We start from the raw sequence: 13,085 nt of genomic DNA, 5'->3' as shown, positions 1-13,085 counted from the left end.
CATCTCCTTGCCGCATGATGGGTGCATGACGACGCTCACGCAACCGCTCGAGTTCTCCGTTCTCTGCGCTCCGCTCGCTGCGATCGACCGGCGCGCGCTCTCGCAAGCATGGTTCTCGGCGCTCGGCCTCTCACAGGGACGCAGCGTTTCAAAGGGTTCCCGGCGGCGTTGCGCGAGCGGGACGCCCCTCCGCCTCGCTGCGTCATCTTTACGCTCGGCTCCGGGGTGCCCACACGCGCGCAACGTCACGACGGCTGCTCCCTCTCGAGAACGCGTCTTGGAAGAGCCCGGACTTGGAAAGAGTGAAACGCTTCTAGAACGCCGGCGACCTTCGCAGCTCGCGCGGCGTATCGAGCGGCGCTTCGCCGTGCGCCGCGTGCCGCGCCGCGCGAGCATCGTGCTTGCCGGCGAACGCGCGCGCGTGCACCTCACGCTCCAGGTCGACGGATCGCGCGCGCGGATCGTCGCGATCTGTCCGCGCGCCGTCGAACGTCACGTCGCACGAGCGCTCGCAGAGGCGCGCTACGCGCTCGCCCGGCGCGGTATCGCACTCGAGGCTCGTACGAAGGCCGGTGCGCCGTGCACGTGAGCCCTGTCGTGAGCGCTGCGATCGATCGCGTCGAACAGCGCGCAGCCGACGTCCGCCATGCGTTCACGCCGGGCGCGCCGCCGATCTTCGACGACGCCGGGCGGGACGAGACGAGCTTTCCGACGATCGATCCGCTCTCGGTCGCCGCGCCTGACGGCGCGTACTTCATCGAGCGCGGCGAAGCCGGTGAAGCGCGCTACACCCGGGGCGGCTCCTTCGTCCTGCGCGACGGCAGGCTCTGTGCGCCCGACGGCAGGCCCGTTCTGGGCGCTACCCGCCGCGGCGTTCTCGAGCCGATCGCGATCGATCCGGTCGATCTCTCGCTAGGGCGCGCGCGCGCAGTGCACCTGGACGCGAACGGTGCCCTAATGTACGAGCGGCGCGTCATCGATCCGCGCACGGGTTCCGTTCAGGCACAGTCCGTCGTCGCCGGACGTCTCGCGCTCGCGCGCTTTGCCGCCGGGACGCGGCTGCAGCCCGACGGTGACGGCGCGACGGCTCCTCCCGGCATCACGCCGCACGTCGGCGTCCCCGGCGACGGCTCGTTCGCGCCGGTGGCGCCGATGCGGCGCGAGAGCAGCGGCGTCGACGTCGACAGCAGCGTCGATCGCTTGCGCATCGCCTATCGCCAGCTCGACGCGATGCAGGCAGCCTTTCGCGCGCAGTACGGCGCCGAAAAGTCGGCGATCGATCTCGTCAAGTGAAGTATCTCGCCTTTGCCGGAGCGCAGCGCGTTTGCGCCGCGCGCTTCGAGGAGCGCTCGATCGTGTCCGTGAGCGCCGCGTGCGTCGTCGCCAACGCGATGCGCGAGCGTATCGGCGCGCTCTGCGGCAGCGAGGTCGACCTTCGCCTGTGGCCACCGGCGATTCCGCGCGCTGACGCGTGGAACGCGATTCTTCGCGACGCGCACGTGTACGTCGCGCGCGGTACCCTTGCCGACGCGGCGATCGTGCTGCGCGCTGCGGAGGCGCGCGCACTCGCGGCGTTACTCTTCGGGGAGATGCCGCGCGACGCGCCGCAGGGCGCACTCTCGCGCATAGAAGCGGAGATCACGCGCCGTGCGATCGCTGCGATCGTTCCGACGCTGGCTCCCGTCTGCGGCGAAACGCAGCTCGACGAGTCTTCGCAGGCGATCGATGCAGCGACGTACTTCGAGCTGCATCTCGTCGCACCGGCGCCGCTGTGCATCGGCATCGCGCTCTCGCGCGAGCCGCTGCCGACCACGACGAAGCGCATCGACGCCGCGCTCGTGCGCAAGGCACGCATCGACGCCCGCGCGGAGCTTCGGCTTGCAGCGATTGCCGCAGAGGCCGTCGCCGCGCTGCGCCCCGGCGACGTGCTCGTCGCGCGCTCGGCGCAGTGCGTCCTGCGCGCCAACGGAGCGGTCTGCGCGCGCGGTACGTGCGGCGTGCGGTTGCGCCGGTACGCCTTTCGCGTCCACCGGCGCGCGTGATGCAGGGCGAAGAGCGCACCGAGCTCGACGCGTTGCGGGCGGTTCCTCTCGATCTCGTGGCCGTGCTCGGAGGCCGCAGAATGAAGCTCGCGGAGCTGCTCGAGCTGGGCGAGGGAGCCGTCGTCGAGCTCGACCGCGCGGCGGACGCGCCGGTCGACGTTCTCGTCGGCGGCGCCGTGATCGCGCGTGGCGAGATCGTTGCGGTCGACGGACGGTTCGGCGTGCGCATCACCGAGGTCGTCTGCGCGTGAGCGACTGGCTCGCGCTCGCGTCGCGCACGCACGCGGGAACGCCCGTCGACGTTCTCGTGATGTTGACGTTGCTCGGGCTCGCGCCGTTTTTGCTCGTCATGTGCACGTCGTTCGTGCGCATTGCGGTCGTGCTCTCGCTCGTACGTTCGGCGATCGGTGCCTCCGCGGTGCCGCCGAACGCGGCACTTACGGGGCTCGCGCTCGTCCTCACCCTGGTCGTGATGGCGCCGACGCTGCGCGCGATCCAGAGCGCCGCCGTCGCGCCGTACGCGCGCGGGCGCATCACGCAGTCGCAAGCGCTGCTGCGCGCCGTGCAGCCGCTGCGCGCATTCATGCTGCGCCAAGCGCACGTTGCGGACATCGCGCTCTTCGAGCGCATCGCCGGCCGTACTGGCCAGCCACCTGAGCGCGCGCCCATCACCGTGCTCCTCGCGGCATTCGCCGTCGGCGAGCTGCGAAGCGGCTTTGCAATCGGCTTCGCGCTCTATCTGCCCTTCGTCGCGATCGATCTTGCCGTGGCCTCGATCCTCATGGGCCTGGGCATGGTCATGCTGAGCCCGCCCGTCGTCTCGCTGCCGGTCAAGTTGCTGCTCTTCGTCATGGTCGATGGCTGGGCGCTCGTCTGCGGAGGCGTCGCGACGAGTTTTCGGTAAGACCTGCGGCGTGAGGATATCGCAGGCGCTCGCGACGATGCGGCCGTTCTTCTCGTTCGAGTTCTTTCCGCCGAAAGACGACGACGGCGTGGAGCGGCTCTTTGCGTCCATCGAGACGCTGCGGCCTCTGCACCCCGCGTTCGTCTCGATCACGTACGGCGCCGGCGGATCGTCGCGCGCGCGCACGATCGAACTCGCGAAGCGCATCCAGCGCGAGCTCGACCTGACCGTCCTCGCGCACGTGACGTGCGTCGGCTCGACGCGCGCGGAGCTGCGTTCGGTCTTCGACGACCTCGCGCGCGCGGGCATCGAAAACGTGCTCGCGCTGCGCGGCGATCCGCCGCGAGGCGAAGCGGCATTCTCGCCGCCGCCGGGCGGGTTCGCGCATGCGACCGAGCTGATCGCGATGCTGCATCGGAACTACGATTTCTGCGTCGGCGCCGCGTGCTATCCGGAGACGCACGTCGAAGCCGAGACCGCGCAGCGCGACCTCGATCGCCTTCGTGAGAAGGTGCAGGCCGGTGCGGAGTTCCTGATCTCGCAGCTGTTCTTCGACAACGACGCATTCTATGCGTTCGTCGAGAGCGCGCGCGCGGCAGGCATCGCGGTACCGATCGTTCCGGGCCTGATGCCGGTCACGAACTACGAGCAGATCACGCGCTTCGTCGCGATGTGCGGTGCGACGATTCCGCCGAAGCTCAGGGCTGCGATGGAGCTGCGCCGCGGCGACGAGCGCGCCGTCGAGGATCTCGGCGTCGCGTACGCGTCGATGCAGGCGCTCGAGTTACTGCGGCGCGGCGCACCGGGCATTCATTTCTACACCCTCAACCGCTCGCCGGCAACGCGAGCGATCGTCTCCGGCATGCTCGCCGCGAGCGCCTGGCGCCCGGACTTTTCTCCGCACACCATTCCATAATATCGCGGCAATCGCCGCCCGATAGCATCGGCGTGTGGATGCTTTCGACGCGCTGTTGCGCGAGATGCTCGTCGTGACGGCGATTCTCGCTCTGCCGGCGGTCGCGATCGCGGCCGGCGTGGGCGCGGCGATCGCGATCGCGCAAGCCGCGACGCAGATCCAGGAGCAGACGATCTCGTTGCTGCCCAAACTGATCGCCGTGGGCATCGCGGTTGCGCTCTTCGGCGGCTTCGGCTTGCGGTTGTGCGCGCGGCTCTTCAGCGACGCGCTGGCCGCGCTCCCGGCGATCGTGCGCGGATGACCGCGGCCGCGCCGCTCGTCTTTGCGCGCTGCGCCGGCTTCGCGTTCCGGGCACCGGGAATCTCGTATCCGGGCGTTCCGCCCGCGGCGCGCGTGGCACTGGCCCTCTTCCTCACGATCGCACTCCTACCGGCAGTCCACGCGGCGAGCGCGGACGGCGCCGCGCTTGCCGCAGGCGTCGCGCTCGAGTTCGTCATCGGGAGCGCGATCGGCACGGGCGCGAGCGTGCTCTACGACGCGGCCTACGCCGCCGGACGTGCCATCGACGATTACGTCGGCGTCAAGGCGATCGCGCCGAGCATTCAGCTCGTTGCGCCGAGCGGGTTCGGACGCATCTGGTCGCTCGCGTTCACGGCTGCGTTCTTTCTCTTGGGTGCGTACCGGCCCGTGATTGCGGCGTTCGCTGGAAGCTTCGTGCGGCTGCCGCCTGGAGCGCTGCCCGATCAGCACGCCTGGACGGCGTATGCGTCCGCCGTCGCAACGCTGCTCCCGCGTGCGGCGCTCGCGATCGCGGCGCCGGCGATTGCCGCGGGCTTCATGGCGCAGTTTGCGCTCGGCGCGCTCTCCCGAACGATTCCGCGTTTCGGTAGCCTGACGCTCTCGTTTCCGCTCGTCTTCGGCGTTGCGCTCGTCGCGTGCGTACTCGGTCTCCCGGCGATTGCCGCGCGTCTCGCGCCGATCTTTCCCTCGCCGTGAGCGACGAAAAACCGCTCGATCCAACGCCCGCGCGGATTGCGAAAGCGCGCCGCGAGGGCAACGTGGCGCGCTCGCCGGAGCTCGTCGCCGCGGCGGCGTTCGGCGCGGGCGGCATAGCTGCGTGCGCCGTCGCGGCGCCGATCGGAGCGCTCGCACAACGCGCGCTCTTCGCTGCGGCTCGCGGCAAGCCGGCCCTCCACGAAGAGGCCGCCGCACTCGCGCTGGCCATGGTGCCGGCGACGGCAGCAGCCGCCTTTGCCGCACTCGCCGGGGCGTTGCAGGGCGGCGGACTGCGCGTTACGGGAATCGCGCTCAAGCCCGAGCGTCTGGACCCGTTCGAGGGCGTGCGCCGTATCGCGTCGCGCGAGACGCCGGCCCACGCGCTGCGGGCGATGGTCGCCTTTGCGGCGGCGATCGCCGCGATCGCTCCCGCCGTCGCGCATGCGATCGTCGCTTCGGCGAGCGCGGGCGGCATGCTCGGCGTCGCCGCGGCGGCTGCGGGCGGCGTTCGTCGCACGCTGTTTGCCGCGTGCGCCGTCGGCCTGCTCTTCGCCGGGGCCGAGTATGCGCTCGTGCGCGCAGCGTGGTTGCGCAAACTGCGCATGAGCCTCGACGAGCTCAAGCGCGAGGTCAAGGAACAGGACGGAGACCCGCACGCGCGCGGCCGGCGCCGCTCGCACCACAAGACGCTGCTGCGCGGAGCGATCGCCGAGGTGCGCAGCGCCGCGTTCGTCGTTGCGAACCCCACGCACGTCGCGGTCGCGCTCGCCTACGCTCCGCCGGGAATTCCCGTTCCCGTCGTGCTCGTGCGCGCGCGGGAAGCGGCGGCGCTGCGCGTGCGCGAAGCGGCCGCGCGTTGGCGCGTGCCGGTGATCGAGAACGCCGCGCTCGCGCGCGCCCTGTTTGCCGGCGGCAGAGCCGGTGCGCCGATTCCCGCCGCTTGCTACGTCGCGGTGGCTGAGGTCGTCGTCGCGCTCGCGCGTTCGGGCGCGCTCGAACGATGAACCGCCTGAGCGTCTACGCATTTGCGGCGATGCTGCTCGCGATCGTCGCGATCCTCATCGTGCCGTTGCCGCCCTGGCTGCTCGATCTGCTGCTCGGTATCAACATCTTCGGCTCGGCGCTCGTGCTGCTGCTCTCGGTCACGGTCGAGGATCCGCTCGAGTTCTCGGCATTTGCTCCGGCGCTCTTGGTTGCGACGCTCTTTCGGCTCGCCCTCGACGTCTCAGCGACGCGGCTCATCTTGACGCAAGGCGAGATCCCGGGAGCGGTCGGCGCGGTCATTCCCGCCTTCGGCGAGTTCGTCGTTCGCGGCAACCTCGTCGTCGGCATCATCGTTTTTGCGATCCTCGTGACCATTCAGTTCGTCGTGATCGCGAGCGGCTCGCAGCGCGTCGCAGAAGTGGCGGCGCGCTTCACGCTCGACGCGATGCCCGGCAAGCAGATGGCCGTCGACGCGGACGTGCACGCCGGCTTGCTCGATGCGGACGCAGCGCGCGCGAAGCGGGAGGTGGTGCAGCGGGAGGCCGATTTCTACGGCGCGATGGACGGCGCGGGAAAGTTCGTCAAAGGCGATGCGATCGCCGCGCTCGTCATCGTGGCGCTGAACCTCGCCGGCGGACTCGTCGTCGGCATCGCATATCACGCGATGTCGCCCGCCGACGCGTTGCACACGTACGCGCTGCTCTCCATCGGCAACGCGCTCGTCACGACGTTGCCCGCGTTCCTCATCTCGACCGGCATGGGCATGATGGTGACGCGCGTCGCCGCCGAAGGCGCGCTCGGCGCCGACTTGGCCGCGCAGATGCTGGCACGCCCGGACGTGCTGCGCGGAGCCGGAGGCCTGCTGCTCGCTCTCGCGCTCGTGCCGGCGTTGCCGCACGCGCTCTTCTTCGCGCTCGGCGCAAGCGCATTCGCCGCCGCGCATCTCGCGCAGCGCGCGCGCGCCGATCGCGCGCGGCTGGCCCGCGCGCAGGAAGAAGCGGCGAACCGGCGCGCGCTGCGGCGCCCGGAGCTTGCGCTCGGGCTCGTCGGCGTCGATGCGATCGCGATCGAGTTCGGTGAGGAGCTTTTGCGGCTCTTGACGCAGCCGCTCTGCGACGCATTGCTCGATCGCGTCGGCGAGGTGCGCCGCGGGCTCGCAGCGGAGATCGGACTCGTGCTTCCCGGCGTGCGCCTGCGCGACAACGTCGAGCTCGCGACGCGGACGTACGCGGTTCTCGTCCGCGACCGCCCCGCCGGCTCGGGATCGCTCGACCTCGAGCGACTGCTCGCCGTTGCCGACGGCGATCGCCTTTCGCGCCTGGGCTGCACGCTGGAGGCGGAGCCGGTCTACGGCTTGCCGGCGGCGTGGATCGAGCCCGCGTCGCGCGAACGCCTCGTCGAGGCGGGCGCGCTCGTCTTCGACCCGATTTCGATTCTGGGCTCGCACGTCGCCGAAGTCGCGCGCACGCACGCAAGCGACCTTTTCGGTAGGCAAGAGCTGCAGACGTTGCTCGAGCACCTGAAGCTGCGCGCGCCGGCGGTGGTGAAGGAGATCGGCGGAGAAGCGCTGCCGCTTGCCTGCGTGCATCGCGCATTCTTGGCGCTGTTGCGCGAACGCGCGTGGCCGCGCGATCCTATCGGCGTGCTCGAAGCGATGATCGCATGCGGCTCGCGCGATCCGGCGGAGCTGGCGGAGGCGGCACGCCGCAGCGTCGTTCCCGATCTGCTGCGCCGCCGCGCGCGCGGACTCCAGCCGCTCTTGCTCGATCCCGCGCTCGAGCGCTCGCTGTTGCAGGGTTGGTCGGGCACGGAGGCGCTCGACGCCGACGCAGCACTTCGCCTACGCGAGCGGATCGAGACGTACGCCGCGCGCGTGCCGCGCGAGCGCGCAGCCGTCGTCTGCACGGCTGCGCTGCGGCCGCTGCTCGCAGATTTACTGCTGCGCTCGGGCTTGTGGGTAGAGGTCTTCGCGTACAACGAGCTTCCGCCGGAGCTCGCTCTCGAGCCCGCGGAGGTCGTACGCCTCGATGCTTGTGCGCCCAGTCAACTTCCGATATGACAGCCATAATATATGACCATCTTGACACGCGGGATCGCGCGATTCGTAAGTACGCAAATGATGCGGCGCACATCCGTTGCCTCGCCTGCTGAGTGGCCTTCGAAAGCCCCGAATATGCGAAGGCCCCGGGGTCGGGTGTGACTCCCCCGAGGCCTTCCGTTCTACGTCAGGAGCCGATTACAAGTGAATCTGCGCCTGGATGTAGAGGTTGAACGGCAGTGGTATGTTGGTGACGCTTGAGCCGGTTCCCGGCGCATACGAGGCAAGCTGCCACGGGTAGGGGGTGTTACCGTTCGCGGTGACGTCGCTCGCACTCGTACCGTTGTAGAAGTTCGAGGCGTAACCGCCGCTGGGGAAGTAACCGCAGACGTTCTGCCCGGGTGGATACAGGCTCGTCCACGGTTCCTTCGATCCTCCAAAACAGGTGTGGAAGATATTCGTAGCCGTGAGCGCGAGGCGTAGCCTCGGTGAAACGTCATACGTCAGACCGATGTTCCCAGTGAGCAGACTCGGATTCCGGAATGCCCCAGGGATTGCAAACGTGCCCGTTTGCGGGTTGGGGATGTAGAGGACACCGGCGGCGTTCGAGAAGGCCGGTTGAGTGACGCTCGTCCAGTCGCAGTTGTTTGGAGTCGTGGACGGAACGAGGTCTTGCCCTTGCGTGTATCCGCACGTCCTCGGATCGAGGCCGGTGATATCCATCGGGCCGCCATAGGACGAGCCTGCGATGAACTGGATACTCGGTGTAATCGCCAGCCTATTCATGCGGTAGTTGAGGATCAACGAACCGACCCAGGGCGAGTCAAAGTACGAGGTCGTTGCATTACTCGTTGGCGACAGGCCAGTATTTGCCGGCGCGTACCAACCGTTGGGGTCGAGCAGCGGTTGCGGCGCCATGTGGTAATACGGGTTGACGATGTCGTTAAAGCCACCGCCGCCGTTGGGCGATCCGCAGGCGCCCCCGACTAACGGGGTACTGCTCACCCCAGAATTGCCCGGGTAACATGGAGATCCGCCACCCCCGCCGGTGAGGGCGTTAAAGGCTGTGATCGCGGTGTTCGTGGTCACGATCTGGTTTGCACCGAAGTAGTACTGATACTGTACGGCGGCTTTGGTATACGTGAGCGAGAGTAAAGCCGCAAGACCCTGCCTCGCAAAGTCTCCCACGCTGAGTGCGCCCTCCACGCCGTAGCTCCGGAACTGTCCCACCGGTGTCTGCGTGACGAAGTTCGCGCCGATAAACGCCTGCTCCTGATACGCGCTGATATGATCGTAGAACGGCGTTATTTTGAAGCTGACGTCGGTGTGTGGAATGCGCTGTTCGAGTGAGAAGTCGTACTGCCCTGAACTCATCGCGGGGATCGGGTGGAACGGAGAGGTGAAGCCCAAGGGCAACGTCGCGATCCAGACGCTTAACTCGTTGCCGGATGCGGCGAGGTACTGCGTCGATGCGGAGATCGGCGGTTCGATGTAACGTCCGGCCGATAGACGGAGAACCGTGTCGGGGCCGGCCTGATAGGTGAGCGAGCCACGACCCGACCAGGCGCTGATGGTATACGCAGCCGGAGAGCCGCCCGTAAACGGCGGATGGCTGTAACCGGATGGGCAGCTCGTCGTGTAGTGCACCGGCGCCGGCGGCGGCTGGCCGGGCTGAAGCGGATACGAGTAGACGGTGCCGGCACTATTCGTGCACACGTCCTGGGAGATGACCGCCGCGTAGAAGTTCGTCCACGGCGTGTTGCCGTTCGCGAGGTCGTAGGTGTAGTTTTCGTAGCGCAGGCCGAGGTCGATCGTCAGTCGATCGCTCGGCCGGAACTCGTCGGTAAGTGAGAGCGTCGTGAACTTCGGCTGGACCGTATTGAACGATCCGTTCGTGCTGCCGTTGTACAGCGTTCCCCAGTAGCAGGCAGCGCCGCCCGCGCATGGTGCGTTTCCGGTCGGTCCGGTGACGCTGTTGCTCTGATAGGTCCCGCCTGGAAGGCACAGCTCCTGAGCTCCGCTAGTGGGATCGTAGCAGTTGTAGCCGTTCCCGGATCTCGCGATGTAGCCGATCGGTGACGAGCCACCTAGGTAGCCGGTGTCGTACCACCGCGTCACGTTCGCCGTCACATAGTTAGCAGTGAACTGGATGAGATTCTGGTTGTTGATCTGATCGGCCAGCTGGAGCTCCCCGCCGGCCGTGTGCGTCGGCAGTTCGTAGTCCGATGCCACGCCAATATAACCCGGGCCAAAACCGGTTTCATAGGCCTGATAGGCGGCGTTAGCCCCGGCCTGCATCCAGTCTGAGTACATCGAGTACACGAATACCCGCGCGTAGGCGTTGTCGCTGAATGGATGCGTCCATTGCAGCTTTAGCGCGCCCATGTCGTTGGAGATGGTGTCGCGCACGTTCAAGGGTAACTGAGCGTAAGCCGGCCGGTGCGTCGGGCTGTCGGGCTGGTAGTACCATTGCGGCGTGTGCCCGGCGATCGGTGTTCCGAACGGCAAGTTATAGTTGTAAGCGTCGGCGTAAAACGGATAGTTGCCGCTGCAGATCCCTTGTGGCGCCTGCGGTGTCGGTGCACAGACCGGCGCTGAATAGGGAGCGAGCGTCTCGTCGAGCGTCAGGGCCGCATAGCCGCCGGCGTCCGAAGGGCTATTGGCGAACTGTGATGACATCGCCGCAGCGCTCCAGAGGAGCTGGATGTCGTCTCGCTGGCCGTCCCTGCGAGGAAAGCCGAAGTGGAGATTGATCACATCCTCGCGGTCTGAGATGTAGCTCTGTTGACCGAAGGAGCCCAGATAGAAATTCCAGCAACCGGAGGAGGGACTAAAGACCCCTGGGTTGGGCGCGATGGGCGTCAGCGTACCCAGCGCGCAAAGGCCACGATCGCCGTAGCCGTTCGTGGTGAACAACGGGTAGGGGAACGCGCCCGCATAGCCATAACCCGCGTACGCCTGTCCGGGGGTCATCAGGCTTGCGCCGTTCTGCGAATCGAAATAGCGAAACGCCTGATCGTTACCAGAGATACCTACGTAGTACGAGAAGTTGCGGTCTGGCGTCGACCCTCCCGCCTCGAAAGATGCAGCGTGGTAGAATGCTTCGGTCGCGAGGCCCCCGCTCAAGGTCGCGTAGCCGGGATACGTCCCGGTCTTGATGACCTCGTTGATGAACCCGCTCGTGCCCGAAGAAGAGTTGCTTGCTGGGCCACCGCCCGTATAGACTTGTAGCTCCTGCAAGCCGAGATTCGATTCGGTCGAACCGTTGTAGTTGTCGAACGCGCGGTTGACCGGTATGCCGTCGTACTCATAGCTAGAGAAGAATGATTGTTGTCCGCGGATGAAGACGCCGCTGAAGTTCCATCCGCCCATTTGCCCACCGTTCGCCTCCACCACGCCCGGTACCGAGGCGATGGCCGAGTAGGCGGTGTTCAATTGCGAACCGCCGCCGAGCGCCGCTGCGGCTGCAGACTCGGATGACGTGACGTTGTAGACGTCGTTCCCGACACCAGGCTTGACGAGATTGGACGCAGTCGTCCGTTCCGTCGCAATCACGTGGATCGCGCGCGGCGTGATGACCGTGACCTCCTGGGTCTGGTCGGCGAGAACGGTCGTGCCCGCAATAGAGACACTCTGATAGCCGTCTTTGCGGACGCTCAGAGTGTACGTATCGGGCTGGAGCACCAGGAACACGAAGTGTCCCGATGCGTCCGTCGTAGTGGTTGCGGTCTGCGATGGCGAGGAGGCCGTTACCGTAGCGCCGGCGACGGCTGCTCCCGTGTCATCGTGGACGGTGCCTGCGAGACCACCGGTGACGCCTGCCAGTGCCCATGTTCCCTGGAACAGGAATGCCACCGCGAGTAACGCGGCTGTAGCCACGCGACGGAGGGTGCATGTTGAACGCAATACCGAACCACAGCGTCGCTTCCCGCTTGTCGCGACAGTGCATGATTTAACGTCGGGGATTGTGTCTGTGAATCGCCGTCAGGCGCAACGCTGCGCGGTGTTCGCAAACGGCAACGCAGCTTGCCGTTTCGCTGAAAACGGGTCAGGGATTATCCTCTGGGATTCGCAAAGAGGCCTTCTACTGCCAGCGCTGCTTCCCGCTGCATGCTTGGCATCACGTGAGAGTACGTGTCCATCGTCAGCTTGATACTCGCATGCCCCAACCGCTCCTGGACGATCTTCGGGTGGACGCCCGCCGCCAGCAGCAGTGACGCGTGCGTGTGGCGCAGATCGTGGAAGCGCATCGGCCGCAGCTTTGCCGTCTTCAGGATGCGGCGGAACGACTTGCGCACGGTCTTGCCGGCGCGAATCGCTGCCCCGCGCCGGCTTTGAAAGACCAGATCATCGGCCTCGGCGCCGAGGCCTTCGGCGCGCATCGCGTCGCGATGCCGGCGTAGCACGCGCTCGAAGCCGGGCGGTAGGTCGACGCGCCGCCGCGACGCTCTGGTCTTCGTGTCGTGAATCGTCATCGTTTCCTGATCGAGCGAGCCGGTGACAACGACGTAGTCGAGTCCGACGCAGCGCCAGCGCAGAGCCAACAGTTCCCCGAGGCGCAGCCCCCCGGCAAGCGCGAGTGCGAAGAGCGCGTAGAGCCGCTCCCCGCGCGCTACATCGAGGAAGACGCGAACTTCCGACGCGTCGAGCGGCTGAATCGTCAGATGGCGCACGTTCGGCATTGCGGCGAAGAGAAATGGATCGTTGATCATGAACCGTGCGTATGGACGCACGGCGGCCTTCAGCAGCATGTAGGCGGCGCGCGCGAGCGTCGCGGAGTGCGCCGAGGCCAGAAGCGCGCTCACGTCTTCGCGCCGCAGATCGACGACGCGGCGCTTGAGCCAACGCGTGAGGCACAGGCGAATCGCCGCTCGATAATGGCGCTGCGTCGACGGCCGCCAGCGCGGCGCGCGCGCCGCGACGAACGCGTCGAGCGCCTCGGCGATCGTGATCGTGCGCTCAGCGTTGTCGGCAGCGGTCCGCATGTCGCGTAGCTCGTCGCGAAGCCGGTGCAGCTGCGTGAGGCTACCCTGTCTCGTGACGCGTTGGGCGGATTTCCTGAAGCGACGGCCGTCCGGCGCCGTCCACTGGACTTCGGCGACCCAGACGTGTCGCCGGCGCCCGCTCGAGGCCTGGATGGTCGTGCGATAGAGCGTGCCGTCTCCGGCGCGCGACCGCCCCCGCTTCTGTCTGGGCATCCGCGAG

Annotated in this window: 12 protein-coding genes; 10 read left to right on the top strand and 2 right to left on the bottom strand. The window is 67.4% G+C overall.

The genetic code is table 11. From position 1 onward, the window contains the following. Positions 1–25 precede the first annotated feature (25 nt). The 10 genes from VMV82_04570 to VMV82_04525 are packed head-to-tail and all read left to right on the top strand — an operon-like array spanning position 26 to position 7,901. Complete coding sequence (locus VMV82_04570) at positions 26–589, top strand: hypothetical protein (protein ID HUY40824.1); 564 nt, start codon at positions 26–28, stop codon at positions 587–589. Continuing rightward, positions 580–1,293, top strand: a complete 714-nt coding sequence (locus VMV82_04565; GenBank protein ID HUY40823.1) for a hypothetical protein — start codon at positions 580–582, stop codon at positions 1,291–1,293. Before VMV82_04570 ends, VMV82_04565 begins: the two co-directional genes overlap by 10 nt. Then, positions 1,290–2,042 (top strand): FliM/FliN family flagellar motor switch protein, encoded by a 753-nt coding sequence (locus VMV82_04560; protein ID HUY40822.1) that lies wholly within the window; start codon positions 1,290–1,292, stop codon positions 2,040–2,042. Before VMV82_04565 ends, VMV82_04560 begins: the two co-directional genes overlap by 4 nt. Continuing rightward, entirely contained in the window at positions 2,042–2,293 is a 252-nt protein-coding gene (gene fliN, locus VMV82_04555) for a flagellar motor switch protein FliN (protein HUY40821.1), read from the top strand. Before VMV82_04560 ends, fliN begins: the two co-directional genes overlap by 1 nt. Then, the gene (locus tag VMV82_04550; GenBank protein ID HUY40820.1) at positions 2,290–2,946 is read left to right on the top strand and encodes a flagellar type III secretion system pore protein FliP; all 657 of its coding nucleotides are present in this window, start codon (positions 2,290–2,292) and stop codon (positions 2,944–2,946) included. The genes fliN and VMV82_04550 overlap by 4 nt, the downstream gene beginning before the upstream one ends. 10 nt (positions 2,947–2,956) lie before the next feature. Continuing rightward, the gene (gene metF / locus VMV82_04545; GenBank protein ID HUY40819.1) at positions 2,957–3,862 is read left to right on the top strand and encodes a methylenetetrahydrofolate reductase [NAD(P)H]; all 906 of its coding nucleotides are present in this window, start codon (positions 2,957–2,959) and stop codon (positions 3,860–3,862) included. Between the two features lie 34 nt (positions 3,863–3,896). After that, positions 3,897–4,163 carry a flagellar biosynthetic protein FliQ gene (locus VMV82_04540; protein ID HUY40818.1) on the top strand — a complete coding sequence of 89 codons (267 nt, stop codon included), beginning with the start codon at positions 3,897–3,899 and terminating at the stop codon, positions 4,161–4,163. Further along, positions 4,160–4,858, top strand: a complete 699-nt coding sequence (locus tag VMV82_04535; protein ID HUY40817.1) for a flagellar biosynthetic protein FliR — start codon at positions 4,160–4,162, stop codon at positions 4,856–4,858. Before VMV82_04540 ends, VMV82_04535 begins: the two co-directional genes overlap by 4 nt. Continuing rightward, positions 4,855–5,862 (top strand): EscU/YscU/HrcU family type III secretion system export apparatus switch protein, encoded by a 1,008-nt coding sequence (locus VMV82_04530; GenBank protein HUY40816.1) that lies wholly within the window; start codon positions 4,855–4,857, stop codon positions 5,860–5,862. The genes VMV82_04535 and VMV82_04530 overlap by 4 nt, the downstream gene beginning before the upstream one ends. Continuing rightward, positions 5,859–7,901 carry a flagellar biosynthesis protein FlhA gene (locus VMV82_04525; protein HUY40815.1) on the top strand — a complete coding sequence of 681 codons (2,043 nt, stop codon included), beginning with the start codon at positions 5,859–5,861 and terminating at the stop codon, positions 7,899–7,901. The genes VMV82_04530 and VMV82_04525 overlap by 4 nt, the downstream gene beginning before the upstream one ends. Before the next feature lie 177 nt (positions 7,902–8,078). Here the strand turns inward: VMV82_04525 and VMV82_04520 are convergent, their stop codons facing one another. Both VMV82_04520 and VMV82_04515 read right to left on the bottom strand, forming a co-directional pair. Next, the gene (locus VMV82_04520) at positions 8,079–11,735 is read right to left on the bottom strand and encodes a TonB-dependent receptor (protein ID HUY40814.1); all 3,657 of its coding nucleotides are present in this window, start codon (positions 11,733–11,735) and stop codon (positions 8,079–8,081) included. A gap of 200 nt (positions 11,736–11,935) precedes the next feature. Further along, positions 11,936–13,078, bottom strand: coding sequence for a site-specific integrase (locus VMV82_04515; GenBank protein HUY40813.1), 1,143 nt, complete (start codon positions 13,076–13,078; stop codon positions 11,936–11,938). Positions 13,079–13,085: the final 7 nt, after the last annotated feature.

This window comes from Candidatus Dormiibacterota bacterium (genome assembly GCA_035532035.1).
GTDB lineage: Bacteria > Vulcanimicrobiota > Vulcanimicrobiia > Vulcanimicrobiales > Vulcanimicrobiaceae > Tyrphobacter.
Note: the sequence above shows the minus strand (reverse complement) of the source record. Positions and strands in the feature narration are given on the sequence as shown.